The following is a 24,874-nucleotide window of genomic DNA, read 5'->3' on the forward strand; positions in this document are numbered from 1 at the left end:
ACTGATAATTATACATTTGTTCGAGCCAGGTCGCTCATTTTTTCACCGGCTGCGTGCCAATAACCAGTTGTCTCAACGCTGCTTTTTCGGTTTCTGTCAGCGCGTTAATCGGCTTGTCAGTTACACGCGCACCATGCTGCTTGTCGATTTGCATACGCGCCTGATTACAGGCGCCCACAAAATCGGCGCTGATATCCAGATCATCCGTCCAGCTCAGTATTTCCGAACTGGCGTGCTGCAGGATGGGCGCCAAAGCGTGGTCTCGAAAATGGTCTGCCACGCTTGCAGTGCCTAAATTGGGATGGTTGCGCAGCAATTCAACTACGGCGCGTAGCGCTTCGGCATCCGGGTCTGTTGGGGCAATCAAACTTGCGTCAAGTTCCTTTGCCAGGCTAGGCATATACAGAATTGCGCATAGCAATTTGTGCCAAATTGAGGCGGGCGCTTGACGTGGCGCGTAAGCGGATGCTCGCGCCGGGTTGGAGCGTTTTGATTTGATTTCCCACAAATTGTCGAGTTCGAATAATTGTAAACCTGCCAATTCGGCACACCGTTTGCGCAACATGAGTGCCAGTGCGGGTGCACGTACCTGACTTAACAGGGGACGCGCGGCCTGCAAAAAGGCGCTCTGTCCTTCGCTGTTACCCAAATCATGATGCATTGCCAGTTCCTTGAACAGGTAGACGGAGAGAGGCACGACCTCGCCGGCCAGTAACGCTTCAAAGGCGTCTTTACCAAATGCCCGGATATAGCTGTCCGGATCATGTTCTGGTGCGAGAAACAAAAATCCGATATGGCTGCCATCGTTCAGTATGGCCAGGCTGTTTTCCATTGCACGCCAGGCCGCACGCCGCCCGGCGGCGTCACCATCAAAACAGAATACAATTTCATCCGTATGGCGCAGCAGCTTTTGCACGTGTGTCCCGGTGGTGGCGGTTCCCAGCGTCGCGACAGCGTACTCAACGCCATGCTGCGCCAGCGCCACCACATCCATATAGCCTTCCACCACGATTACGCGCCCCGCATCCCGGATTGCGCGGCGCGCCTGAAACAGGCCATATAGCTCGTTGCCTTTCTGGAATAGTGGGGTTTCCGGGGAATTCAGGTACTTGGGTTCACCCGCGTCGAGCACGCGGCCGCCAAAGCCGATGACCTCCCCACGTTGCCCGACAATCGGGAACATGATGCGGTCGCGAAATCGGTCATAGCGCTGCCCTGCGTCATTAATAATGACCAGCCCGGCTTCCACCAGAGCGGGATCGGCATAAGGGTCGAATAGTGCTTCGAGATTTTGCCAGCCGGTGGGGGCGTAACCCAGACCGAAGCGCGCGGCGATTTCGCCTGTCAGGCCACGTTTCTTGAGGTAATCAATTGCGAGCGGTGTTTGTTTGAGTTGCAGGCGATAAAACTGTGCGGCGCGCTGCATGATTTCGACCAGGCTGGCAGCTTGTTTGACGCGTTCCGGATTGGCGGGAGGGCCCTCGGGTACTTCTAAGCCCAACTGACCAGCCAGTTCCTTGATTGCCTCCACATAACCCAGCCCGGCGTATTCCATCAAAAAGCCAATGGCAGTGCCGTGTGCCCCACAGCCAAAGCAATGGTAAAACTGTTTAGTGGGCGAGACGGTAAACGAAGGGGACTTTTCATTATGAAACGGACAGCACGCCTGATAATTCGTACCGGCTTTTTTCAGCGGTACCCGGCGATCGATCACCTCCACGATATCCACGCGGCTCAATAGCGTCTGGATAAAATCCTGCGGGATCATTCTGTTCTCACGAGGGTAGTGACGTTATAACGCCGCTACGCGGCGAGCAATCAGCCCGCCAGCTTGGCTTTGATGTGGGTAGAAACTTGCGCCATATCAGCGCGCCCGGCGAGTTGGGTTTTTAGAATTGCCATCACTTTGCCCATGTCCTTGATGCCGGCAGCGCCAGTGCTTGTGATGGCCTGGATGATCAGGCTATCAATTTCCCCCGCGGAGGCAGCTTGAGGCATGTAGGCTTGCAATACGCCCATCTCGAATTTTTCAATGTCGGCCAGTTCTTGACGGCCGGCAGCTTCAAATTGGGTAATAGAATCCCGACGCTGTTTGAGCATCTTGTCGATCACGGCAATGATTTGCGTATCATCCAGTTCGATACGCTCATCCACCTCGCGTTGTTTGATCGCGGCGAGCAGTAACCGAACCGCCCCCAGACGTGCCGCATCCTTGGCGCGCATGGCGGTTTTCATATCTTCGGTGATTCTTGCTTTTAGACTCATAACCATAACGGGCTGGTACGCCCGGCTGCAATGATTAATACATCTTGGGCGGCAGGGTTTGGCTACGAATACGTTTGAAGTGACGCTTGACCGCGGCGGCCAGCTTGCGCTTGCGCTCGGCAGTGGGCTTTTCGTAGAACTCGCGTGCGCGCAGTTCGGTCAACAGACCGGTTTTTTCAACAGTGCGCTTGAAACGGCGCATGGCAACTTCAAAAGGCTCGTTTTCCTTGACGCGAATGTTCGGCATGAAATCTGGTCTCCAGGGACGGAAAAAACCTCAATTATAACTGAAAAAGCGTTTTTTTCAAGGTATGCATTGTCCTGCCCGTATGGGGCGGCTAAACTGTTGCCCATGCTTATTCTCGGAATCGAATCTTCTTGCGACGAAACCGGTATCGCCCTCTACGATACCGAACGAGGCCTGCTTGCACACGCATTACATTCCCAGATTGCCATGCACGCCGAATACGGCGGTGTGGTGCCCGAGCTCGCCTCGCGCGACCATATCCGGCGTGCGCTACCGCTGATCCGCCAGGTTCTGGCACGGGCAGGGTGTGAATTGGCCAATATTGACGCGATTGCTTATACCGAAGGCCCTGGTCTGGCTGGCGCACTGCTGGTGGGTGCCGGCATCGCCAATGCGTTGGGTGTGGCACTAGGGGTTCCGGTGCTGGGTGTGCATCATCTCGAGGGGCATTTGCTCTCCGCACTGATTGCCGACACGCCGCCACAATTTCCGTTTGTGGCACTGCTAGTATCGGGCGGTCATACACAATTGATGCAAGTCAACAACGTGGGGCGTTACATCACGCTGGGCGATACCCTGGATGACGCTGCGGGCGAGGCGTTCGACAAAACCGCACAACTGCTCGGTTTGGGCTATCCGGGCGGCGCGGCGCTATCGGTGCTGGCGCAGACGGGCGACCCGCAGCGTTTCAAGCTGCCCCGACCGATGCTGCATTCGGGTGACCTCAATTTCAGTTTCAGCGGCCTGAAAACTGCTGTGCTCACACTCACACAAAAACATCCCAATCCCGCTGACCGTGCCGACATTGCCGCCGCGTTTCAACTTGCCATGGCTGATGTGCTGACGGCCAAATCGCTGGCAGCGCTCAAACAAACCCGATCCAGGCGGCTGGTGGTGGCTGGTGGCGTGGGTGCAAACCGGCAGTTGCGCGAAGCATTGAACGCAGGTGTCAGCAAACTGGGTGGTACGGTATTTTTCCCGCGCCTGGAGTTTTGTACCGATAATGGTGCGATGATTGCCTTTGCCGGCGCGATGCGTCTGGTACATGGCGGGCGTGCTGCAGGAGCGTTTACGGTGCGGCCACGCTGGGATTTGCAGGAAATCCCGGCACCTTCATATAATCATCCGGGCAGTGTCATAGCTTGAGGTGCGGCGCCATGCCGCGCACCCAGCCGAGCAACAGCTTGCCGCCCGGTAGTTGCGCCAGCACTTCAGGGAACAAAACCAGGCCGAACAACAGTGCCAGCACGCAGATCAATAAAAAAGTGGAGAACACGCTCTGCGGGCGTAATACGCCCCAATAACGCATGGCGAGGAACATAACATCCTTGCGGTGCTCCGACATGCGTCGCCAGCGCAATGTCAGGCGCACCACCAGATACACTGCATAGCCGCCGGTGAGCGAGGCAAACACGATGCGGAACACGCCAAACAAATCAATGCTGCCCGCCACAAAGTGCTGGTACAGCCACGACACAAAACCCACCAGGATGGACGCGCTGACCGCAATCAGCACATTAAAAAACAGTCGGCGCCGCTCGCGTGACAAATCCTGCTGGCGCTGGATGAAAAAGCTGTCCACTTCCAGCTTGAAATATTCCACTTTGTCTTGCACCAGCGTAGAAATTTCGCGTTTGGCCACCGCCATGCGTTCATCCAGCACGGTACCCAGGCGGTCAGCAGCATAATCCACCAGCTCGCGCACATCGTCCTTGGTGAACTGGCGCTGGTTGTGCAATTCGGCAGAAATCTTGTCGAGCTTGGCGTCGATTTCCTGGCTGGCGCCCACGACCACGTCGCGTAATTCCGCACCGACGCTGGCGGCGCCTTCCTTGACCACGCTGCCCAGTTTGTCGCCCGCCAGCTCGATACTCTCTTTCGAGACCTGGGTGAGGCTCTCGCGCGCGTAGTTGATTTCTTTTTCAAACCAGGCCATGGCAGTCTCGGTTTATTCGGAAGGGGTGTCTACAGGTTTGGCGAAGCGTCCTTCCTCGCCCGCCAGCAGGCGGCGGATATTGGTGCGATGGCGCCAGAAAATCAGCGCGCTGATGATGCACAACGCGGCCACAGGCAGGGTGCCACCGATTAGGTACGACCCGAGTATGGGTGCCAGCGTGGCCGCAGTCAGTGCGGCAAGCGACGAGATGCGGGTGAGGGCAAACACGGTAAGCCAGCTCGCCAGCGCCGCCAAACCCAGCCAAGGAGAAATCGCCAACAGGATACCCAGCGCGGTGGCCACGCCCTTGCCACCCTTGAAACCGAAAAATATCGGATATAAGTGTCCGAGAAATACGGCTACCGCAGCGCCGTAGGTTGCAGTAATTTCCATGCCATATTGGGCGCCAAAATAACGTGCCAGATACACTGCCAGCCAACCTTTGGCCATGTCTCCAATGAGGGTCAATGCGGCTGCTGATTTGTTCCCGGTACGCAGCATGTTGGTCGCACCGGGATTACCAGAGCCGTGTTTGCGCGGATCTGGCAGGCCGATCAGGCGGCTGACGATTACCGCAAAGGAAAGTGAGCCCATCAGGTAAGCAGGTACCACGAAAAACACAATAATCATTCAATGGTTCCGTTCAGAATATACGTATTTTGCATTTGCATTTTTACGCATGGGTTTATTGCTGTTCAAGGTTTTTATAGCCGGTTTCATTATCGGTATTTATGTAAGGAAACGCAAAGAGCATCAACTCAACAGAATTAACCACGAGGGTGGTGCCTGGCATGCAACTGTTTCAGGCGCTCGCGTGCGACGTGAGTATAAATTTGCGTAGTCGAAATATCCGCATGACCGAGCAGCATTTGTACCACGCGCAAGTCCGCACCATGGTTAAGCAGATGTGTGGCGAAGGCGTGACGCAAAACGTGGGGCGAGGGCAGGCGCGCCAGCCCGGCCTGTAGCGCGCGGCGCTTGATCAGATACCAGAACGCCTGGCGCGTCATGGCCGCACCGCGCTGGGTGACAAACAGTGCATCGCTGATCGTGCTTCCCAATATCAACTGGCGTGCGTCCAATAGATAACGTGAAAGCCAGAGCAGTGCTTCTTCACCCAGCGGTACCATGCGCTCCTTCCCTCCTTTTCCCATGACGCTCAGTACGCCCATATCCAGGCTCACATTGACTACTTTCAGCGTCACCAGTTCGGAGACGCGCAGGCCGCTGGCGTAAAGGGTTTCCAGCATGGCCTTGTCGCGCAGCCCAAGCGGCTCTGTGGTATCGGGTGTGTTTAAAAGCCTGTCCACATCGGTTTCCGACAAGCTCTTGGGCAGCGAGCGCGGCAGCTTGGGAGTGTCAATCTTCAGGGTCGGGTCCAGCGCGATGCGACCATCACGCAGCGCCAGCCGATAAAAACGTTTTAGCGCGGAGAGCAGACGTGCCGTACTGCGCGGGCTGGTTTTACGCGAAAAACGGTATTGCAGGTAGGCTTCGATATCCGCCTGGTTTACGTCCAGCAACAGTGTGCTGCGTATTGTTTCCAGCCAGGCCGAGAACTGGGTCAGGTCGCGCCGATAGCTTTGCAAAGTGTTGGGAGAAAGTCCATCCTCCAGCCACAGCAAGTCGCAAAAACCATCAAGCGCCTGCTGTGATACGGGATTCATGATTGAGGAGCCAGTCCTTGTATGTGAGCGGCGCGCCATTTGTGGCGTGCATGAAACCGCCGGGCCCGTTCGCCGCCACCACGCGGTGACAAGGAATAATAATGGGGAGCCGATTGGCGCCGCAGGCCTGGCCCACGGCGCGCGGACTTGAACCCAGCAAGCGCGCGAGCTGTCCGTAAGTGGTGGTGTGACCAGGCGGTATTGTAGTTAATGCACGCCATACCTTGGTTTGATGTGCCGTACCGAAGATTGCAAGCGGCAAGTCAAAACTGCTTTCCGGGTCATCAAAATAACGATTCAAAGCTGCGGCGACACGACGTCCCAAGGGTGTCACAGGCGTTTGCACAGGGTAATTCGCGGGTAGAAAATCGATGCCGTGAAGTTCGCCATTGATCAGCAGTATGCCAACACACCCGAAAGGAGTGGGCAGTACGGCCTGGTAACGGTATGGGGTTGCGTAGTCCTTCATGGTCGGATTTTAGCGCCAAATCGCTTACACAAACAAAAAATGGCAAGTCATTACGACTTGCCATTTTTTTACAGCAGCCAACACCAATTAAGCTGTGGCCTGCGCCTTGCGCTTGCTGGTCGGCAGCTTTTCCTTGATGCGCGCGGATTTTCCTGAGCGCTCACGCAGGTAGTAAAGCTTGGCGCGGCGTACATCGCCGCGGCGCTTCACTTCAATCGCGGCGACGAGGGGTGAGTGGGTCTGGAAAGTACGTTCAACACCTTCACCAGCGGAAATTTTGCGCACGATGAAAGAGGAGTTGAGACCGCGATTACGTTTGGCAATAACAATGCCTTCATAAGCCTGCAGACGCTCGCGCGTGCCTTCCTTCACTTTGACCTGCACTACGACGGTGTCGCCGGGTGCGAAATCAGGGATGGTTTTGCCCAGACGGGCGATTTCTTCTTGTTCCAGTTGCTGGATCAGGTTCATTGCGTTTCTCCTAGTCAAAAAAGTTTGAGCCTTGGGCTCATCCGGGTGGAGCAGGCCGCCGCCTGACACACGGGTTTCTTATTGCGTGCTGTTGCCAGCCGCTTGCGCTTCCTGCTTGAATTCTTCAAGCAAGGAAATTTCGGTGGGGCTCATGCCCCGTTGTTCGAGCAAATCCGGACGTAACCGCCACGTTGCGCCTAGTGCCTGTTTCAGGCGCCAGCGGGCAATATGAGCATGATTGCCGCCCATCAATACTGCCGGTACCGGCGTGTCCCGATATACTTCGGGGCGGGTATAGTGCGGGCAATCCAGCAGGCCGTTGACAAACGAATCCTGAACCGCAGATTCCGCATCCCCCAGCACGCCGGGAAGTTGCCGCACCACACTATCGATCACTACCATTGCCGCCAGCTCACCGCCCGACAGCACATAATCGCCGATGGAAATCGATTCATGCACCCGGCTATCCAGTAATCGCTGGTCAATGCCCTCATAGCGTCCGGCCAGTAAAATCAGGCCGGGGCGTGCTGCCAATTCCATTACCAATGCATGACTCAGCGTGCGCCCCTGCGGTGACAAATACATCACTTGGGGTGTCATCACACCGGCTTCGCGCTGGTGCGCTTCAGCGGCATCGAGTGCCGCTTCAAGCGGTTCCGCCAGCATAACCATGCCGGGGCCGCCACCATAAGGGCGGTCATCCACAGTGCGGTAGTTGTCTTTGGTGAAATCACGCGGATTCCACAGATGCAAACTGGCCTGACCGCGCGCAAAAGCACGGCTGCTGATGCCGTACTCGCTAAGCGCCGCAAACATCGGCGGGAATAGCGTCACCACGTCAATCTGCAGTGCCATCAGTAGTCGGCTTCCCAATCCACTTCCAGCGTCTCGGCTGCAAGGTCGACCTTTTTCACAATCTGGCCGACAAACGGTATCAAGCGTTCGCGGTCACCGCTGACCACCAGCACGTCGTGCGCGCCAGACTCCAGCAATTCCTTGACCTTGCCGAACGCGACGCCCTTGGTGTTAATGACATCCAGGCCAATCAAATCCGACCAGTAGTATTCATCTTCCGGCGCGGGTGGCAGCGTTTCGCGGGGAACAGCGATTTCGCTGCCTTTTAACGCTAATGCAGCATCGCGGTCAACGATGCCTTCCAGTTCGGCGACCAGCGTGTTGGTGTGCAGGCGCGCGTTCAAAATACGAACCGCGCGCCAGCTGCCGGCACGGCCAATCTGCCATTCGGGATAATCTGCGAGTGTGTCTACCGACTCGCTGAAGGTCTGGATCTTGACCCAGCCCTTGATACCGTAGGGCGCAGCGATGCGCCCCATTACCACCAGATTATCCAGCGACTTTGGCGCTTTCACGTTTGACCAGCTTGGCAACGGCATCGGACACCTGGGCGCCTTGAGATTGCCAGTGAGTCACGCGATCCAGGCTCAGGCGCAGTCCTTCTGTGCCTTCTTTGGCAACAGGATTGTAGAAACCGACGCGTTCGATAAACCGTCCATCGCGGCGATTGCGCGAATCGGCCACGACTACGTTATAAAAGGGGCGGTTTTTGGCGCCGCCGCGGGCAAGACGAATAATAACCATCGTGAGTGCCTAACCAATTGAAATTAAAAAGAGCGTGATTATACGAGGAAAATTGCCGCGCTGACAAGTTGTGTCTAATCGCATTACATTCCGGGCATCATGCCCTTCATACCGCGCATCATTTTTGCGAGGCCACCTTTGGACATCATTTTCATCATTTTCTGCGCCTGTTCGAACTGCTTGAGCAGGCGATTGATCTCCTGTACCTGCACTCCTGCACCGGCTGCGATGCGGCGTTTGCGCGAGGCTTTGAGCAATTCAGGCTTGCGGCGTTCGGCCGGTGTCATGGAATTGATGATGCCTTCGACGCGGTTCATGGCTTTTTCGTCAGCGCCAGCCGGTAGTGCCGCGGCGGCTGCGCCAGGGAGTTTGTCCATCATCGCCGAGAGGCCGCCCATTTTCCGCATCTGGGTGATTTGTGCCTTGAAGTCTTCGAGGTCGAAATTTTTTCCTGATTTGACTTTGTCGGCGAGTTTTTTAGCTTCGGCATGATCGACGCCACGCTGGGCTTCCTCGATTAGCGATAGCACGTCGCCCATGCCCAGTACGCGCGAAGCCATGCGCTCCGGGTGGAAGGCTTCCAGTCCGGTGAGTTTTTCGCCGACGCCTACAAATTTGATTGGCTTGCCGGTAATGTGGCGCACCGACAACGCTGCGCCGCCGCGTGAATCGCCGTCCAGCTTGGTAAGGATGATGCCGGTGAGCGGCAACGTGTCGTTGAAGGCGCGCGCGGTGTTGACGGCGTCCTGACCTTGCATGGCATCCACCACGAACAGGGTTTCGATGGGCTTCACGGCGTCATGCAGCGCGCGGATTTCGTCCATCATGGCCTGGTCGATGCCAAGTCGTCCGGCGGTGTCGACGATGAGCACATCATGAAAATGCTTTTTGGCGTAATCGTGCGCGGCTAAGGCAATGTCGACCGGTTTTTGTGTTTCGCTGGAAGGAAAGTAATCTACATCAAGTTGGCCGGCCAGGGTTTTAAGTTGTTCGATGGCGGCGGGGCGATAAACGTCGCAACTCACCAGCAGAACTTTCTTTTTCATCTGCTCTTTGAGCAGCTTGGCCAATTTGCCGCTGCTGGTGGTTTTGCCTGAGCCTTGCAGTCCCGCCATCAGGATAACGGCTGGTGGTGTAGTGACCAGGTTCAGTCCCGCATTATGTTCGCCCATGAGGCGGGTCAGCTCATCGTGCACCACACCAATCAGAGCCTGGCCGGGAGTCAGGCTTTGCAGTACTTCCACCCCCACCGCTTTTTCCCTGACTCGGGCGATAAAATCCTTGACTACCGGTAGCGCGACGTCGGCTTCCAGCAGAGCCATGCGCACTTCGCGCAGCGCATCCTGGATGTTGGTTTCGGTGAGTCGCGCCTGGCCACGCAGGTTTTTAATGACAGAAGATAGGCGGGAGGTCAGATTATCAAGCATGGGGTGTGTTCCGGTGGCGGTCAAAAAGCGGCGCTGTTAGTGTAGACTAATGCTGTTTTTTTCTATTCTAACCCAGATGAACCTTGACTTGCTCTATCCACTGGTCAGCTTGTTATACGCCCTGGTTGGTTGGCATTTTTGGCGTACCCGCTGGCACACCACACAACCCGGAGCAGTATGGGAGAAAATTCTGCCCCTGCCCGCGCTGGCATTGCATTTTCTGCTGTTGATCGACACCGTGTCGAATCCGGCCGGGCTCAATCTGGGAGTAGGCAATGCACTGTCTGCCATCATCTGGCTGGCGGTGCTGATTTATTGGTTGGGCAGTTTCCGTTACCGTCTTGAGGTTTTGTTGGCCCCATTGTCGGGGCTGGCGGCAGTTGCAGTCCTTATCCCGCTTGTATTACCCATTACACATGTATTGGGCAATACAGAATTGCTGGCATTTCGGGTACATCTGATCATTGCCTTGTTGGCATACAGTCTGTTCACTATTGCGGCGCTTCATGCTGCATTGATGGCCATGGTGGAAAAGCGTTTACACAACGTCAACCAGCCGGGGGTGGTGGCTAATCTACCGCCCTTGCTAACGCTGGAGAGTCTTCTGTTTCGCATTATCGGCGTGGGTTTTGTATTGCTGACCTTGACTCTGGCAAGCGGGATGTTGTTTTCTGAAGAGCTTTTTCATGAACCGATGCAGTTCAACCACAAAACCATATTTGCCATCCTGTCATGGGTGGTATTTGCGGCGTTATTGAGTGGTCGGCGGCTGTGGGGCTGGCGTGGGCGCATAGCCATCAGATGGACGCTGGCAGGGTTTGTGATGCTGGTGCTGGCTTATATTGGTAGCAAGTTTGTTCTGGAAATCCTCTTGCACCGCTGATTTGCCCTGACTTGACAGACGCCGCCCAATCTCTAAACTTGATCTAATTCTTTATTTTGATTCATATCCCGCTTGAACGACATACCAATTAGTGCGCTCCTGGCAGCCCTGGTAGTCCTGCTACTTATCTCAGCATTTTTCTCATCTTCCGAAACCAGCATGATGGCGATCAATCGCTATCGGTTGCGCCATCTGGCTAAACATGGACACAGTGGTGCGAAGCGTACAGCCCGCTTGCTGGCCAATACCGACAAGCTTCTGGGCGTGATTTTACTCGGCAATAATTTGATCAATGCCGCCGCTGCGACGCTGGTTACGGTGATTACCATACGCGTATTCGGTCAGGGTGAACTGGCGCTGGGCATGGCCACGCTGGCGGTGACCTTCGTCATCCTGGTATTCAGCGAAGTAACGCCCAAGGTGATCGGGGCGACCTATCCGGAAAAAATCGCTTTTGCCGCCAGTTTCGTGCTGACACCGCTGCTCAAGTTTGCCTATCCGGTGGTGTGGTTTATCAATCTGTTTGTACAGGGTTTGTTGCGTTTACTGAGATTGCGTCCGGTCGGGGAAAGTCAGAACAGCGTTCTGGGTATTGAAGAGCTGCGAACTTTGGTGCTGGAATCGGGGAAACTGTTACCTTCTGCCCATCGCGGCATATTGCTTAATCTGCTGGACCTGGAAGAAATCACCGTGGACGATGTGATGACCCCGCGGAGCCAGATGGAGGCGATCGATATGGAGGCCGACTCGGATACCCTATTACGCCAGCTGTCTACGAGCCATCATACCCGGTTGCCCTTGTATCACGGGCATTTGGACGATATTGCCGGTATGTTGCATGTGCGCGATGCAGCGTATCACATGCGCAGCGGAGAACTCGACGCGGAAGCATTGATGCAGAGCCGTCAAGAGGCATATTTCATTCCTTCCGGCACGCCTTTATTCACTCAGCTGCGGCATTTTCAGGAAAACCAGCGTCGTGTCGGGTTAGTAGTGGACGAATACGGTGAGTTGATGGGATTGGTTACATTGGAAGACATCCTCGAAGAGATTGTCGGCGAGTTCACTACCCAGGCTCCTGCACAATTGTCCGGCTTTATTACTCAGCCGGACGGGAGTTGGCTGGTGGAAGGAGCCAGCCTGGTCCGCAGCATCAATCGCAAGCTGGGGCTGCACCTGCCACTGGAAGGACCGAAAACCCTGAACGGCTTGGTTCTGGAGCATCTGGAGGACATCCCTGAGCCGGGTACGACGTTGAAGATTGGCAGTTATGTTGTTGAAATTGTCCAGGTACAGGAACGTGCAGTTAAAGTGGCGCGTATTTTCCCGATTGCTGTCAACGCCGATGCGGTAAATGGCTAGTCGATAATCTTTACAAATCAGGGTTGGCAGCGCACTATTTGGCGAACTGCATTAACTTATTTGGTCCTTTATAGAGATATTTAAAGTATGGCAGCTACCATAGCAAATTCCGGTTTGACTGGTTTGGCGCGTGCGCTGGTCCAAGAAAAATGGCTCACTGAGTCTGAGGCAGAGGCATTGGCCAAGCAGGCGACGAGTTCGGGAGAAGGTTTTGTTTCCCAGGTAATTAGCGTCAAAAAAATCAAACCAGTGCAAATTGCGGAATTTGCGGCAGCACAATTCGGTTTCCCGTATTTTGATCTATTGGCGCTTGATCCAGAATTGTTACCGAAAAGCTTGCTGGATCCCAAGCTGGCGCAAAAACGCAGGGTACTAGCCCTTTATCAACGAGGTAACCGTCTCTCGGTTGCGGTGTCCGATCCTACCAATCTCCAGGCTATAGATGAGGTCAAGTTTCAGACCAATCTCGGTGTGGATATCGTGGTGGTGGAGGATGACAAACTCGGCAAGCTTATCGAACAGCTCAGCGAGGGAAGCGCCAGCGTACTGGATAATCTCGATAGCGAAGATATCGATCTGGAGTTTACCGACGATGAAGCGCTGGCCAAGGTGGATGATGCGGCCAGTATGGATATCGACGATGCGCCTATCGTTCGTTACCTGCAAAAAATCCTGCTGGATGCGATCAATACCGGTGTATCTGATATCCACTTTGAGCCATTCGAGAAATTTTATCGTATCCGATACCGTCTTGATGGGCAGTTGTACGAAGTTGCCCAGCCGCCAATTGCCATCAAGGAAAAAATCTCCTCGCGCATCAAGGTGATCTCCAAGCTGGATATTGCCGAAAAGCGCGTACCACAGGACGGGCGCATGAAGCTGGTGCTCTCCAAGAATCGCGCTATTGATTTTCGGGTGAGTTCATTGCCCACGCTGTATGGCGAAAAAATCGTGATGCGTATTCTTGATCCGGCCAGTGCGCAGCTCGGTATTGATGCGCTGGGTTATGACCCGGATCAAAAAGAGTTATTGCTTAACGCCGTACAACGCCCCTATGGCATGGTGCTGGTCACCGGCCCCACCGGTAGCGGTAAAACCGTGTCGTTGTATACATGCCTGAATATTCTCAACAAGCCTGGGGTTAATATCTCCACGGCTGAGGATCCGGCCGAAATAAATTTGCCTGGTATCAATCAGGTCAACGTCAACGACAAGGCAGGACTGACCTTTTCTGTGGCACTGCGTGCTTTCCTGCGCCAGGATCCGGACGTCATCATGGTGGGCGAGATTCGTGATCTGGAAACCGCAGACATTTCCATCAAGGCCGCGCAAACCGGGCATATGGTGTTATCGACCTTGCATACCAATGATGCGCCCACTACGCTCACTCGGCTGATGAACATGGGTGTGGCGCCATTCAATATCGCTTCCAGTGTGATCCTGATTACTGCCCAGCGCCTGGCGCGACGACTTTGCAGTTGCAAACAGCCAGCGACCATTCCCAAGGAAGCGTTGCTACGCGCCGGCTTCAGGGAGGAAGACCTGGACGGGAACTGGCAGCCGTACCATGCGGTGGGTTGCGAGCTATGCAAAAATACCGGTTACAAAGGTCGGGTAGGTATCTATCAGGTTATGCCGATTACTGACGAGATGACCCGCATCATCATGAAAAACGGGAATGCCATCGATATTGCCGATCAGGCGCGGCGTGAGGGAGTCCGCGATTTGCGCCAGGCCGGGCTGCTCAAGGTCAAGGCCGGTATGACTTCCCTGGAAGAAGTTGAAGCAGTCACCAATGAATAGATAAATAAAGTTAGTCCATAACCTGTCGTTAAAGACTAAACCAGGATATTCCATAATATTTGGCGCGTCTTCATTTGAAGCGAAACCTTATTCGGTAATGGTGCATGAGTCTTTGATCCATTAATGAATGAATAAGGCTTCATGCCTTAAACTGTTCGCGTGCAATTTAATGACATATCCAGATATCAATCCGAATTCATCTCTAGCTGGTACGCGGAGTCCGATATGGCAGTAGCAAAAACAACAGTTACGCTCAAAAAAGAAGTTCCCTTTGTGTGGGAGGGCGTGGACAAAAAGGGCAAAAAGGTCAAGGGTGAAATGAATGCGGGCGGCGAGGCCGTAGTGAATGCCACCCTGCGCCGCCAGGGTATTTCCGTTACCAAGGTTAAAAAACGGAGTGGCTTCGGGCGGGGCAAGAAAATCACCGAAAAGGATGTGGCGTTGTTCACGCGGCAGCTTGCCACGATGATGAAATCAGGCGTGCCACTGCTGCAATCATTTGATATTGTGTCACGCGGTCATGCCAATCCATCCGTACAAAAACTCCTGATCGACATTAAAAGCAATATTGAAACCGGCAGCAGTATGAGCCAGGCTTTTGCCAAGCATCCTTTATATTTTGACCAGTTGTATATTAATTTGGTGAATGCGGGTGAACAGGCCGGTATTCTGGACAGCGTGCTGGACCGGTTGGCGACTTACAAAGAAAAAATCATGGCCATCAAGGGCAAGATCAAGTCGGCCCTGTTTTATCCATCGGCAGTGCTGGTTGTGGCGTTCATCATCACGGCCGTGATTATGCTGTTCGTGATCCCGGCATTTAAAGAATTGTTCAGCAGCTTTGGCGCCGATTTGCCGGCCCCTACGCTGGTCATGATGAAAATATCCGATATTTTTGTGGCCTACTGGTGGTTGATCTTCAGTGTGATAGGTGGCGGGTTCTGGTTTTTTTTCTACACATGGAAACGCTCCAAAAAAATGCAGGCAGTGATGGATCGAGCCATGCTCAAACTACCTATTTTCGGTCCCTTGATTGAGAAAGCGGCGATTGCGCGCTGGACGCGCACCTTGTCCACCATGTTTGCGGCGGGCGTGCCACTTGTCGAAGCATTGACGTCGGTTGCAGGCGCAGCCGGTAACCAAGTGTTTTATGAGGCGACGCAAAAGATCCGCGCCGAAGTAAGTACAGGTACCAGCCTGACCGTGGCCATGCAAAACAGCGGTATTTTTCCCAACATGGTTCAGCAGATGGTGTCCATCGGCGAGGAATCCGGCGCGCTCGATTCGATGCTGAGCAAGGTGGCGGATTTTTTCGAGCGCGAGGTGGACGATGCCGTGGATTCCCTCTCCAGCCTGATGGAACCGATCATCATGGTGGTGCTGGGTACACTGATTGGCGGCATGGTGATTGCCATGTATTTGCCTATTTTCAAAATGGGCAGCGTGGTTAGTTAATCGCGGGCTGCACCACTTCAGGAGCCGATGGCTATGCCTGTGTCCTTTGCTGCGCTGTTGAGCGCAGACCCGCAGCTGTTTGCCCTACTCTGTGGCGGTTTTGGCCTGTTGATCGGCAGCTTTCTGAATGTGGTCATCCACCGCCTGCCAAAAATCATGGAACGCGACTGGGGTGCCCAGTGCGCTGCGCTGAGGGGGGAAGATGCGCCGTCAGCGGCTCCATATAATCTGATGGTGCCGCGCTCCGCCTGCACGAGTTGCGGCCACCTTATCGGGGCTCTGGAAAACATTCCGGTGCTCAGCTATGCCTGGTTGCGCGGAAAGTGCGCTGGTTGCGGCGCGCATATCAGTCTGCGTTACCCGTTGGTGGAAGCGCTTACCGGGGTGCTTTCTGCATTTGCAGCCTGGCATTTCGGTTTTGGCTGGGCAGCAGCCGGTGCTTTGCTTTTGGTATGGATGCTGATCGCGCTGACCTTTATTGACTTCGATACCCAGCTTTTGCCGGACGACTTGACGTTGCCTTTATTGTGGCTGGGACTGCTGTTCAACCTCGGTGGCGTATTTGTGCCGCTGGATCAAGCAGTCGTCGGAGCCATCGTGGGCTATATGGTGCTATGGAGCATTTATTGGCTGTTCAAGCTGATCACCGGTAAAGAGGGTATGGGTTATGGCGATTTCAAATTGCTTGCCGCCATCGGCGCCTGGCTGGGTTGGAAGATGCTGCCTTTGGTTATCCTGCTGTCCTCCTTTATTGGCGCTCTGGTCGGCATTGTGCTGATTGTGCTGGCGCGACGCGGGCGTTCCGTGCCGATTCCGTTTGGACCTTATCTGGCGGGCGGTGGACTGGTTGCTCTGTTTTGGGGCGCGCCCATCTTGCAGGCCTATCTGGCCGGGTTTTAAGCATGGCTTTGTGTGTGGGATTGACCGGGGGGATCGGGTCCGGCAAAACCAGTGTGAGTCGCATATTCGCTGAACTCGGCGTCGGTGTGGTGGATACCGATGAAATTTCACATACGTTGACTGGCCCTGCGGGCCTGGCAATAGGAGCGATCAGACTCGCATTCGGCGATGAATTCATTGCGCCCGACGGCGCTCTCGATCGTGCGGCGATGCGCACGTTGATTTTCTCCGACAGTGCGGCCAAAGCGCGTCTTGAAGCTATTCTGCATCCCATGATTCGGTCACGTGCGTTGCTGGCCACGCAACAATCAGACGCGCCGTATACAATGCTGGTGGCGCCATTGCTACTGGAAACGGGTAGCTACGCGGAGGTGGTCAAGCGTGTGTTGGTGGTGGATTGCGAAGAGCGTATGCAAATCGTGCGTACCATGCAACGTGCGTCACTGAGCGAGGAACAAGTGCGGGCTATCATGGCCAGCCAGTTGCCACGTAAGGCGCGTCTGGCAAGGGCGGACGACATTATCGTCAATAATGGCAACCTGGATGATTTGCGCGAGCAGGTGCAAACACTGCATCAGGCCTATTTGGCACTTGCGAAAAGCTGAACGAGGGCACTCGTCCTTCGCTTGAATAATGTTTGCCAACGCAATCTTTATCAGTCAGAATCGGCCCAGTTAAATGCTTCAATGACGCGGGTTGGCGTGTACTGATCCCTCATTTATAAATTAGAGGCGTGCAGGTCGTGAGTCTATCCATCCTTTTTATTGATTTCCTCCGGATGCAGCGGTGATTTGTTACGAATATCCCCTGAGCGAGCGTGTGCGTACCCTGCTGCGGCTGGAGGATATGTTCGACAAGGTGCGCTACTTTGCCATCCAGGAAGACGGCCGCCAACACCACGCGGCACTGCTGGCATTATTTGAAATTCTCGAAGTCGCCAATCGCGCCGACCTTAAATCCGACCTGCTCCAGGAACTCGAACGTCAGCGTCATGGACTGGAACTGTTACGCAGCAATCCGGCAATTTCCGAGCAACGACTAAACCAGGTGCTGGACGAGATTGCCAACTGTATTGCTGATATTCATGCAATTCCAGGCAAGTTGGGTCAGCATCTGCGCGATAACGAATGGTTGATGGCGATCAAGCAGCGCACCAATATCCCTGGAGGGGCCTGCGAGTTCGATTTGCCAGCGTATCATTACTGGCTGCATCTGCCTGTAATGCGACGACAGGAAGAAATCGGCGAATGGCTTACCCCGATGCTGCCAATCTATGACGGTTTGAGCGTTGTGCTCAAATTGTTACGCGAGAGCGGAAAACCCGCACATCACATTGCCTTTGGAGGCGCTTTTCAGCAAATGCTGGCGGGTAAGAGCGCACAAATGTTGCAGATCAATCTGCGTCGCGAACTGCCTTGTGCCCCCGAAATCAGCGCCAATAAATATGCGCTCAATATTCGCTTCATGTCGCTGGGAAAAGGCCGCCCGCGTTTGTGCGAGAGCGATGTCGAGTTTGAGTTGACCTTTTGCAACCTGTGAAAAAACCAGTTACGGTAACCTGTCCGAGTTGCGGCGCCTTGGTGGAATGGATTGAGTCCAACAAATTTCGCCCCTTTTGTTCAGAGCGTTGTCGCCTGATCGATCTTGGACAATGGGCTGCGGAAGGGTATCGCATTCCTGACGCGGGCAAGCCGGAGTCAGAAAATGCTGATCCCGAAAACAAAGATTAATCTGCCCGCAGGATTTTCACGCCGCTGGGGGTGCCCAACAGCAGCACATCGGCAGGACGTTGGGCGAACAGGCCGTTGGTGACCACGCCCACGATCTGGTTGATTTGTGTTTCCAACTCGGCCGGATCCGCAATGACAAGGTTGTGAACATCCAGAATCACATTGCCGTTGTCGGTGGTGAAGCCAGCGCGTAGCCTGGGTTGACCACCCAGTTTGGTCAACTCGCGGGCCACATGGCTCTGCGCCATGGGGATCACTTCGACCGGCAAAGGAAACTTGCCCAGTACGTCTACTAATTTGGATTCGTCCGCCATGCAGATGAATTTCTTGCTGCACGCAGCAACGATTTTTTCGCGGGTGAGTGCTCCGCCGCCGCCCTTGATCATATGCATGTGACGGGTAATTTCATCGGCGCCATCCACATAAATTTCCAGTTCCCCCACGCTATTCAGATCCAGCACCTGAATGCCATGGCTTCTCAAGCGTTGGGCGGTGGCTTCGGAGCTGGCTACAGCGGCTTCAAAACGGCCCTTAATGGTGGCCAGTTCATCAATAAAGAAATTGGCGGTGGAACCCGTGCCCACGCCGATAATTCCTTGTGGAACATAATCAATTGCGGCACGTGCAACAGCCTGTTTCAGTTGATCCTGCGTCATTGTCATTATGCAACCCTCATTTACAACAAAACTCGCAGGATAGCTATAATCTGCTTTTTTCACAAACACCCCAAAGCCTGCTAATCTTGGGCGCTGTCCTTGTCCAAAGTCGCATCATGTCAACCGCACACGTTTTCAATGATTATCTGGTTCGCATTCTCACCTCCCGTGTCTACGATGTTGCCATTGAGTCCCCGCTTGAGCGTGCGCCTAATCTTTCGGCGCGCATGGGTAACCAGATATGGCTGAAGCGCGAGGATTTGCAGTCTGTATTTTCGTTCAAGCTGCGCGGCGCTTATAATAAAATTTCCGGTTTATCTGAACAGGCACTGGCCGCTGGCGTGATCACGGCATCCGCGGGCAACCATGCACAAGGTGTCGCGCTGGCTGCACAGAAACTGGGCTGTCGCGCCACCATCGTCATGCCGCTACCCACGCCGCAAATCAAGGTAAATGCGGTCAAGGCGAGGGGAGCAGAGGTAGTACTGTGTGGTGATTCCTATGATGAGGCATATGCGCATGCGCAGGTGCTGGCCCAGGCGAGCGGCGCCACTTATGTGCATGCCTACGACGACCCGGATGTGATTGCGGGGCAGGGAACCGTTGCCATGGAAATACTGCGCCAGCACGGCGGCCACATCGATGCAGTGTTCGTGCCGGTAGGCGGCGGCGGGTTGATTGCCGGGATGGCCGTGTATATCAAGTCGCTCAAACCGGAAATAAAAGTGATCGGCGTAGAGCCGGAAGACGCTGATGCCATGGCACGCTCGCTGGAACAGCATGAACGGGTACTGCTGAGTCAGGTGGGATTATTTGCTGATGGTGTGGCAGTGAAGCAGGTAGGGGAAGAAACTTTTCGCCTGGCCAGCCAGTATGTGGATGAAATCATTCGTGTGGACAATGACGCCATCTGTGCGGCGATCAAGGATGTATTCGAGGATACTCGTTCAATACTTGAGCCTTCGGGTGCATTGAGCATCGCCGGCGCTAAACAGTGGTGTGCGCGTGAAGCAGCCATCGGCAAAACCGTGGTGGCGATTGCCAGCGGCGCCAACATGAATTTCGAGCGGCTGCGGTATATTTCCGAGCGTGCCGAACTGGGCGAACAGCGCGAAGCCGTGCTGGCGGTAACCATTCCGGAGACACCTGGCAGCTTCAAGGCATTCTGCACGCTGCTGGGTCCGCGCAATATTACCGAATTCAATTACCGGTACTCGGATCTGAGCGCCGCGCATGTATTTGCCGGTGTGCAGGTAAGCAACCGCGAAGAAGCTACACAGCTGGTTGCCATGCTCAAGGAGAACGGTCTTACCGCCGTGGATCTGACGGATAACGAGATGGCCAAGCTGCATGTGCGTCATCTGGTGGGCGGTCACGCGCCGCAGGTTGAGCACGAACGGGTATATCGTTTCGAATTTCCGGAGCGTCCAGGCGCATTGATGCGTTTTCTCAACAGTATCGGCCAGCAGTGGAACATCAGCCTGTTTCATTACCGCAATCATGGGGCTGATTATGGTCGTGTGCTGGTCGGTATCCAGGTGCCGCCGGATGAGCAGGCGAGCTTCCGGGCATCGCTGGATCAGTTGGGTTATCGCTACTGGGACGAAAGCCAGAATCCGGCTTATACCTTGTTTCTGAGTTAAGGCTGTGCAGAATAACTTTCAGTTTCTGCTGCGCCTGAATGCAAATTTTCGCGCATTAATGGCCATTGCCGTGATTTGCCTGGGGTTGCTGCCGCTGCCTGGATATGCGAATGACGGAACGGATTTACTGGCTGCACGCGAAGCCTTTCGTACCGGCAAAATTCAATTGCTGCCCGGGTACGCGGAGCGCCTCAAAGGCTCTATCCTGCTGCCGTACGTTCAATACTGGGCATTATCGGCGCGCTTGAAGGACGCTAGCGAAGACGAAATACGCGATTTCATGGCGCGCAATACCGACAGCGTACTGTCTGACAAGCTGCGTGGCGATTGGCTTCGGCTGCTCGGGAAAAATCAGGACTGGGGCACTTTTCTGACGGAATACCCCCTGCTGGTCAAATCTGATCTCACTCTCCAATGCTATGCCATACGCGGCCGCATCGCGCAGGGAGAGACCCTGGCGTTGAAGGATGGCGTCGCGCTATGGTTCACAGGCAAAGGTTTGCCTGAGGCTTGCACGCCGTTGTTCGAACAATTGATCGCTGACAAACTGATAAGCGAAGAAGACATCTGGCAGCGCTTCCGCCTGGCGTTGGAATCAGCTAACCCGGCAGTGGCGAAGTCGATACTTGCCTATTTACCCGGGCAGCAGCAATCGGATGCGCGTCTGGTGGATACGGTGACCACCGCGCCAGAGCGGCTGCTGGGCAAGCCCAATCTGGACCTGGATAGCCGTGTCGAGCGCGAACTGGCTATCTATGCGATCACGCGCCTGGCGCGAAGGGATGCACGCAATGTAGCGCAACGCTGGGAAACACTTCGTGCTGATTTTTCTGTGCCGGATCAACACTATGTCTGGGGACAATTGGGGCTGTATGGCGCTCGCCAGCATCTCCCGGAGGCGTTGGACTGGTTTGATCGTGCTGGCGTTGATGGCATGAATGATGAACTGCTGGCCTGGAAAGTACGTGAGGCGCTACGTGTAGGCAACTGGAACGTGGTGCAAGCGGCTATTCTGCAGATGAGCGATAGTGCGCGTGCCGAACCGGCATGGCGCTACTGGCTGGCGCGCGCTTATAAATTGCACAATAAACTGTATCAGGCCAATGCGTTACTGGCACCGCTATCGCGTGAGAACAATTTCTATGGACTGCTGGCTGAGGAAGAGCTGGGTGCCGCGCTCGGTGCGCAGACGGTTAATTTCAAGGTCGGTAGCGATGAAGTGGCGGCGATGGGGCGTGTACCGGATATTGCTAGGGCGCTTATCCTGTATAAGCTGGATTTGCGTACCGAAGCCAATAATGAATGGATTTGGGCAACGCGCAACTTTGATGACCGGCGTTTGCTCGCCGCTGCCGAGCTGGCGCGGCAGAACGACTGGTATGACCGCGCCATCAATACTGCCGATCGTACCCAGCAACTGCACGACTTCGACCTGCGGTTTTTGGCGCCCTATCGCGACATAGCCCGCAAATATGCCAAGGAATACGGGCTGGATGAAGCCTGGGTATACGGCCTGATGCGCCAGGAAAGCCGCTTTGTATCGCGCGCCAAATCCGGAGTGGGGGCTGCCGGCCTGATGCAGGTGATGCCGGCAACGGCGCGCTGGATCGCCAACAAGCTGGGTATCCGCCATTTTCAGGCGGACAGCATCCACGGGCTGGACACCAACATGCAGTTTGGTATGTATTATCTGAAGACCATACAGCAAAGCCTGGATGGCTCACTTGTGCTGGCGACAGCGGGCTACAATGCGGGACCCGGCAGAGCGCGACGCTGGCGCGGTGAGCAGGCGCTGGAGGGCGCAATCTATACGGAGAGCATCCCCTTTAGCGAAACTCGCGATTACGTCAAGAAAGTCATGGCCAATGCTATCTATTACGCGCGCAGCTTCGGTCAGCCGGGACAGTCGCTCAAGGCGCGGCTGGGTAGTATTGCCGGAGTAGCGACCGCACCGTTGTGCGGTGGAACCGATGAAAACGCTCCGGCATGTGACAATTGACCCGCTCCAGCGGGTGCGGGTTTTAGGTTAAAATCCACGGCTTTGTAAGCTATCTCTTCAGGAAACGGCATGAAATTCAAGAATATCTGTGTGTTGGGCGGCAGCGGTTTTGTCGGGTCCAATATTGTGCGCATGCTCGCAGCACAGGGGCGGAAAGTGCGCGTGCTCACGCGCAACCGTGAGCGCGCCAAAGACCTGATCGTATTGCCTACTGTGGAGGTGATTGACGCTGATATCCACGACCCGGCACAACTCAAGCAGTATTTTCTTGGCATGGATGCAGTCATCAATCTGGTCGGCATCCTGCACGAGACGCGTCCGGGGCGCACCGACAAGCCCTCCGCGCGGCGCGGTGATTTTCAACGGGTCCATGTCGAGCTGCCGCGCAAGATTGTGCATGCCTGCACTGAACACGGTATCCAGCGCCTATTGCACATGAGTGCACTGGGTGCTTCCGGCACTTCCAATAGCGCCTATCAGCGCTCCAAAGGAATAGGCGAAGCGCTGGTGCGCGAGGCGGGTATGCCGCATTTGGATAATGAGCGCTGGTACCTGGATGGTCCCAAGTTCGTGCGGGGTGCCAGACTCTACACCACCATTTTCAGGCCTTCGGTAATTTTTGGTCGAGGCGATAGCTTCCTCACCCTGTTTGCCGCACTGACCCGGACTTTTCCCCTTATTCCGCTGGGCAATGCACACGCACGTTTTCAACCGGTATGGGTGGAAGATGTGGCACGCGCCTTTGTCAGTGCGCTGGACGACACTGCCAGCTTTGGCCAGGCCTATGACCTGTGCGGTCCCCGGGTTTACACGCTGCAGGAACTGGTGGAATTGGCCGGTCAGACAGTAGGCGCTCATCCCCGGATTATTGCATTGTGCGACATGATGTCCTATTGGCAGGCATGGGCGATGGAATACAAGCCAGGCAAAAAAATCATGACACGTGACAATTACTTTGCCATGCAAGTGGATAATATTTGCAGCGGTGAATTTCCGTCGCCTGCAAGTTACAAGCCCGCAGCACTGGAAGCCATCGCTCCCGAATATCTCCGTGACAGTCACCCGCGCGGCCGCTATCAGGCGTTCCGCAATCGCGCCGGGCGCTGATCACCATCATGCAGATCTACGCGGTGGGCGGTGCCGTGCGGGACGAGTTGCTCGGCCTGCCCGTCCAGGACCGTGATTACGTGGTGGTAGGCAGTACCCCGGAGGCCATGGCCCAACTGGGCTACCAGCCGGTTGGACGCGATTTCCCGGTTTTTTTACACCCCGTTACGCATGATGAATACGCGCTCGCCCGCACCGAGCGCAAGACCACGCGGGGTTATAAAGGATTTGAAGTGAGCGCTGCCCCCGAGGTCACGCTGGAGCAGGATCTCGCCCGGCGCGATCTCACCATCAACGCCATCGCCAAGGCCGAATCAGGCGAATTGATCGACCCATATGGTGGCTGCCGCGATATTGAGGCTCGCGTATTGCGCCATGTCAGCGCTGCATTCATGGAAGACCCGGTCAGGGTTTTGCGCGTGGCGCGTTTCATGGCGCGTTTTACTGATTTTTCCATCGCACCCGAAACCATGGCGTTGATGCGCGAAATGGTCAGCAGCGGAGAGGTCGATCATCTGGTACCGGAACGTGTCTGGCAGGAACTTGCGCGCGGCCTGATGGAAGCACAGCCATCACGCATGTTCGAGACACTGCGTGCCTGCGGCGCACTGGCGCGGATCATGCCTGAAGTCGATCGTCTGTTCGGTGTGCCGCAACCGCCGCAATACCACCCCGAAATTGATACCGGCATTCACGTGATGCTGGTGGTCGATTATGCGGCTTCCCAAAATTACACGCTGGCGGTGCGTTTCGCCGCACTGACCCATGACCTTGGCAAGGGCACCACACCGCCCGGGGAATGGCCGCGTCATCATGGCCATGAGGCGCGCAGCGTGGGGCTGGTCAAGGCGTTATGCCAACGTATCCGGGTGCCTAACGAATGCCGCGATCTGGCTCTGATCACTGCACGTTATCATGGCGACGCTCATCGTGCGTTACAGCTGCGCGCCGCTACCATCATTAATATGCTTGAAGCCACGGACGCCTTGCGTCGGCCGGAGCGCTTCGAGCAATTTCTGCAAGCCTGCGAATGCGACGCACGTGGACGGCCGGGTTTTGAAACCTGCGATTATCCAGCTGCGGATCACCTGCGTACAGCTTTGAAAGCCGCGCAGGGCGTAGATGCCGGAACGATTGCGCGTAGCGGCGAAGCGGGCGATGTCGGGGAGCGTATCCACGCCGCACGCCTGCAGGCAATTCGTCATGCGTTGGGTGCGGCCCAGGACGACGAGGCGCCGCAATCCTAGCAAACCGT

General features: G+C 55.3%; 26 protein-coding genes. 13 read left to right on the plus strand and 13 right to left on the minus strand.

Going from position 1 to position 24,874, the window contains the following annotated elements; all coding sequences use genetic code 11:
* Window positions 1-34: 34 nt before the first annotated feature.
* From dnaG to rpsU, 3 genes are read right to left on the minus strand one after another with little or no spacing between them, the layout of a single operon-like run.
* Window positions 35-1,768 (minus strand): DNA primase, encoded by a 1,734-nt coding sequence (gene dnaG, locus ACFDAU_RS02780; protein ID WP_413438543.1) that lies wholly within the window; start codon window positions 1,766-1,768, stop codon window positions 35-37.
* Window positions 1,769-1,818: 50 nt separating this feature from the next.
* Entirely contained in the window at window positions 1,819-2,265 is a 447-nt protein-coding gene (locus ACFDAU_RS02785; RefSeq protein ID WP_124706068.1) for a GatB/YqeY domain-containing protein, read from the minus strand.
* A 34-nt stretch (window positions 2,266-2,299) separates the two neighbouring features.
* A complete protein-coding gene (gene rpsU / locus ACFDAU_RS02790; RefSeq protein ID WP_124706067.1) occupies window positions 2,300-2,512 on the minus strand; it encodes a 30S ribosomal protein S21 in 213 nt (70 codons plus the stop codon).
* A 105-nt stretch (window positions 2,513-2,617) separates the two neighbouring features.
* Between rpsU and tsaD the strand changes: the two genes are divergently transcribed.
* The gene (gene tsaD / locus ACFDAU_RS02795; RefSeq protein WP_413438544.1) at window positions 2,618-3,658 is read left to right on the plus strand and encodes a tRNA (adenosine(37)-N6)-threonylcarbamoyltransferase complex transferase subunit TsaD; all 1,041 of its coding nucleotides are present in this window, start codon (window positions 2,618-2,620) and stop codon (window positions 3,656-3,658) included.
* Here tsaD and ACFDAU_RS02800 read toward each other — a convergent pair.
* From ACFDAU_RS02800 to ffh, 9 genes are all read right to left on the minus strand, one after another.
* A complete protein-coding gene (locus ACFDAU_RS02800; protein ID WP_413438545.1) occupies window positions 3,648-4,448 on the minus strand; it encodes a hypothetical protein in 801 nt (266 codons plus the stop codon). The genes tsaD and ACFDAU_RS02800 overlap by 11 nt on opposite strands.
* A gap of 12 nt (window positions 4,449-4,460) precedes the next feature.
* A complete protein-coding gene (gene plsY, locus ACFDAU_RS02805) occupies window positions 4,461-5,078 on the minus strand; it encodes a glycerol-3-phosphate 1-O-acyltransferase PlsY (RefSeq protein ID WP_413438546.1) in 618 nt (205 codons plus the stop codon).
* A gap of 137 nt (window positions 5,079-5,215) precedes the next feature.
* Window positions 5,216-6,115 (minus strand): site-specific tyrosine recombinase XerD, encoded by a 900-nt coding sequence (gene xerD, locus ACFDAU_RS02810; RefSeq protein WP_413438547.1) that lies wholly within the window; start codon window positions 6,113-6,115, stop codon window positions 5,216-5,218.
* Window positions 6,087-6,584, minus strand: coding sequence for a methylated-DNA--[protein]-cysteine S-methyltransferase (locus ACFDAU_RS02815; protein WP_413438548.1), 498 nt, complete (start codon window positions 6,582-6,584; stop codon window positions 6,087-6,089). Before ACFDAU_RS02815 ends, xerD begins: the two co-directional genes overlap by 29 nt.
* A gap of 87 nt (window positions 6,585-6,671) precedes the next feature.
* Complete coding sequence (rplS, locus tag ACFDAU_RS02820) at window positions 6,672-7,055, minus strand: 50S ribosomal protein L19 (protein ID WP_413438549.1); 384 nt, start codon at window positions 7,053-7,055, stop codon at window positions 6,672-6,674.
* Window positions 7,056-7,133: 78 nt separating this feature from the next.
* Complete coding sequence (trmD, locus tag ACFDAU_RS02825) at window positions 7,134-7,910, minus strand: tRNA (guanosine(37)-N1)-methyltransferase TrmD (protein WP_413438550.1); 777 nt, start codon at window positions 7,908-7,910, stop codon at window positions 7,134-7,136.
* On the minus strand, window positions 7,910-8,425 hold the full coding sequence (rimM, locus tag ACFDAU_RS02830) for a ribosome maturation factor RimM (RefSeq protein WP_413438551.1): 516 nt from the start codon (window positions 8,423-8,425) through the stop codon (window positions 7,910-7,912). The genes trmD and rimM overlap by 1 nt, the downstream gene beginning before the upstream one ends.
* The gene (rpsP, locus tag ACFDAU_RS02835) at window positions 8,400-8,654 is read right to left on the minus strand and encodes a 30S ribosomal protein S16 (RefSeq protein ID WP_147070771.1); all 255 of its coding nucleotides are present in this window, start codon (window positions 8,652-8,654) and stop codon (window positions 8,400-8,402) included. Before rpsP ends, rimM begins: the two co-directional genes overlap by 26 nt.
* Before the next feature lie 83 nt (window positions 8,655-8,737).
* On the minus strand, window positions 8,738-10,081 hold the full coding sequence (gene ffh / locus ACFDAU_RS02840) for a signal recognition particle protein (protein ID WP_413438552.1): 1,344 nt from the start codon (window positions 10,079-10,081) through the stop codon (window positions 8,738-8,740).
* A 76-nt stretch (window positions 10,082-10,157) separates the two neighbouring features.
* On the opposite strand from ffh, the gene ACFDAU_RS02845 reads away from it, so the two are divergent.
* The 8 genes from ACFDAU_RS02845 to yacG all read left to right on the plus strand — a co-directional run bounded on the left by ACFDAU_RS02845 (window position 10,158) and on the right by yacG (window position 18,214).
* Entirely contained in the window at window positions 10,158-10,964 is an 807-nt protein-coding gene (locus ACFDAU_RS02845) for an inner membrane protein YpjD (RefSeq protein ID WP_413438553.1), read from the plus strand.
* 72 nt (window positions 10,965-11,036) lie between these two features.
* Window positions 11,037-12,326: an HlyC/CorC family transporter gene (locus ACFDAU_RS02850; RefSeq protein ID WP_413438554.1), complete on the plus strand. Its 1,290-nt coding sequence runs from the start codon at window positions 11,037-11,039 to the stop codon at window positions 12,324-12,326.
* Between the two features lie 87 nt (window positions 12,327-12,413).
* A complete protein-coding gene (pilB, locus tag ACFDAU_RS02855) occupies window positions 12,414-14,129 on the plus strand; it encodes a type IV-A pilus assembly ATPase PilB (protein WP_413438555.1) in 1,716 nt (571 codons plus the stop codon).
* A gap of 225 nt (window positions 14,130-14,354) precedes the next feature.
* Entirely contained in the window at window positions 14,355-15,584 is a 1,230-nt protein-coding gene (locus ACFDAU_RS02860) for a type II secretion system F family protein (RefSeq protein WP_413438556.1), read from the plus strand.
* A 33-nt stretch (window positions 15,585-15,617) separates the two neighbouring features.
* Window positions 15,618-16,484: a prepilin peptidase gene (locus tag ACFDAU_RS02865; RefSeq protein WP_413438557.1), complete on the plus strand. Its 867-nt coding sequence runs from the start codon at window positions 15,618-15,620 to the stop codon at window positions 16,482-16,484.
* A gap of 2 nt (window positions 16,485-16,486) precedes the next feature.
* Window positions 16,487-17,089, plus strand: a complete 603-nt coding sequence (coaE, locus tag ACFDAU_RS02870; RefSeq protein WP_413438558.1) for a dephospho-CoA kinase — start codon at window positions 16,487-16,489, stop codon at window positions 17,087-17,089.
* A gap of 181 nt (window positions 17,090-17,270) precedes the next feature.
* Entirely contained in the window at window positions 17,271-18,023 is a 753-nt protein-coding gene (gene zapD, locus ACFDAU_RS02875) for a cell division protein ZapD (RefSeq protein WP_413438559.1), read from the plus strand.
* A complete protein-coding gene (gene yacG, locus ACFDAU_RS02880; protein ID WP_413439489.1) occupies window positions 18,020-18,214 on the plus strand; it encodes a DNA gyrase inhibitor YacG in 195 nt (64 codons plus the stop codon). The genes zapD and yacG overlap by 4 nt, the downstream gene beginning before the upstream one ends.
* On the opposite strand, the gene rpiA is transcribed toward yacG, so the two are convergent.
* Window positions 18,211-18,870, minus strand: coding sequence for a ribose-5-phosphate isomerase RpiA (gene rpiA, locus ACFDAU_RS02885; protein WP_413439490.1), 660 nt, complete (start codon window positions 18,868-18,870; stop codon window positions 18,211-18,213). The two genes, yacG and rpiA, sit on opposite strands and share 4 nt — an antisense overlap.
* 116 nt (window positions 18,871-18,986) lie before the next feature.
* Here rpiA and ilvA point away from each other — a divergent pair, with 116 nt between their 5' ends.
* From ilvA to ACFDAU_RS02905, 4 genes are all read left to right on the plus strand, one after another.
* Window positions 18,987-20,513, plus strand: coding sequence for a threonine ammonia-lyase, biosynthetic (gene ilvA, locus ACFDAU_RS02890; protein WP_413438560.1), 1,527 nt, complete (start codon window positions 18,987-18,989; stop codon window positions 20,511-20,513).
* A 4-nt stretch (window positions 20,514-20,517) separates the two neighbouring features.
* Entirely contained in the window at window positions 20,518-22,512 is a 1,995-nt protein-coding gene (locus ACFDAU_RS02895; protein ID WP_413438561.1) for a transglycosylase SLT domain-containing protein, read from the plus strand.
* Window positions 22,513-22,581: 69 nt separating this feature from the next.
* Window positions 22,582-23,619: a complex I NDUFA9 subunit family protein gene (locus ACFDAU_RS02900; protein ID WP_413438562.1), complete on the plus strand. Its 1,038-nt coding sequence runs from the start codon at window positions 22,582-22,584 to the stop codon at window positions 23,617-23,619.
* A gap of 8 nt (window positions 23,620-23,627) precedes the next feature.
* Window positions 23,628-24,866, plus strand: coding sequence for a multifunctional CCA addition/repair protein (locus tag ACFDAU_RS02905; RefSeq protein ID WP_413438563.1), 1,239 nt, complete (start codon window positions 23,628-23,630; stop codon window positions 24,864-24,866).
* The last annotated feature ends 8 nt before the right edge of the window (window positions 24,867-24,874 follow it).

The sequence above is a fragment of the Sulfuriferula sp. GW1 genome (genome assembly GCF_047300855.1).
GTDB lineage: Bacteria > Pseudomonadota > Gammaproteobacteria > Burkholderiales > Sulfuriferulaceae > Sulfuriferula.

Bases quoted from the DNA above. Each gene is read 5' to 3' on its own strand.
- ACFDAU_RS02905 (WP_413438563.1), top strand. From the start codon at position 23,628: ATGCAGATCTACGCGGTGGGCGGTGCCGTGCGGGACGAGTTGCTCGGC.
- coaE (WP_413438558.1), top strand. From the start codon at position 16,487: ATGGCTTTGTGTGTGGGATTGACCGGGGGGATCGGGTCCGGCAAAACC.
- ffh (WP_413438552.1), bottom strand. From the start codon at position 10,081: ATGCTTGATAATCTGACCTCCCGCCTATCTTCTGTCATTAAAAACCTG.
- rplS (WP_413438549.1), bottom strand. From the start codon at position 7,055: ATGAACCTGATCCAGCAACTGGAACAAGAAGAAATCGCCCGTCTGGGC.
- pilB (WP_413438555.1), top strand. From the start codon at position 12,414: ATGGCAGCTACCATAGCAAATTCCGGTTTGACTGGTTTGGCGCGTGCG.
- dnaG (WP_413438543.1), bottom strand. From the start codon at position 1,768: ATGATCCCGCAGGATTTTATCCAGACGCTATTGAGCCGCGTGGATATC.
- ACFDAU_RS02800 (WP_413438545.1), bottom strand. From the start codon at position 4,448: ATGGCCTGGTTTGAAAAAGAAATCAACTACGCGCGCGAGAGCCTCACC.
- ilvA (WP_413438560.1), top strand. From the start codon at position 18,987: ATGTCAACCGCACACGTTTTCAATGATTATCTGGTTCGCATTCTCACC.
- ACFDAU_RS02860 (WP_413438556.1), top strand. From the start codon at position 14,355: ATGGCAGTAGCAAAAACAACAGTTACGCTCAAAAAAGAAGTTCCCTTT.
- xerD (WP_413438547.1), bottom strand. From the start codon at position 6,115: ATGAATCCCGTATCACAGCAGGCGCTTGATGGTTTTTGCGACTTGCTG.
- ACFDAU_RS02815 (WP_413438548.1), bottom strand. From the start codon at position 6,584: ATGAAGGACTACGCAACCCCATACCGTTACCAGGCCGTACTGCCCACT.
- rpsU (WP_124706067.1), bottom strand. From the start codon at position 2,512: ATGCCGAACATTCGCGTCAAGGAAAACGAGCCTTTTGAAGTTGCCATG.
- rpsP (WP_147070771.1), bottom strand. From the start codon at position 8,654: ATGGTTATTATTCGTCTTGCCCGCGGCGGCGCCAAAAACCGCCCCTTT.
- trmD (WP_413438550.1), bottom strand. From the start codon at position 7,910: ATGGCACTGCAGATTGACGTGGTGACGCTATTCCCGCCGATGTTTGCG.
- tsaD (WP_413438544.1), top strand. From the start codon at position 2,618: ATGCTTATTCTCGGAATCGAATCTTCTTGCGACGAAACCGGTATCGCC.
- ACFDAU_RS02865 (WP_413438557.1), top strand. From the start codon at position 15,618: ATGCCTGTGTCCTTTGCTGCGCTGTTGAGCGCAGACCCGCAGCTGTTT.
- rpiA (WP_413439490.1), bottom strand. From the start codon at position 18,870: ATGACGCAGGATCAACTGAAACAGGCTGTTGCACGTGCCGCAATTGAT.
- ACFDAU_RS02900 (WP_413438562.1), top strand. From the start codon at position 22,582: ATGAAATTCAAGAATATCTGTGTGTTGGGCGGCAGCGGTTTTGTCGGG.
- plsY (WP_413438546.1), bottom strand. From the start codon at position 5,078: ATGATTATTGTGTTTTTCGTGGTACCTGCTTACCTGATGGGCTCACTT.
- ACFDAU_RS02845 (WP_413438553.1), top strand. From the start codon at position 10,158: ATGAACCTTGACTTGCTCTATCCACTGGTCAGCTTGTTATACGCCCTG.
- ACFDAU_RS02785 (WP_124706068.1), bottom strand. From the start codon at position 2,265: ATGAGTCTAAAAGCAAGAATCACCGAAGATATGAAAACCGCCATGCGC.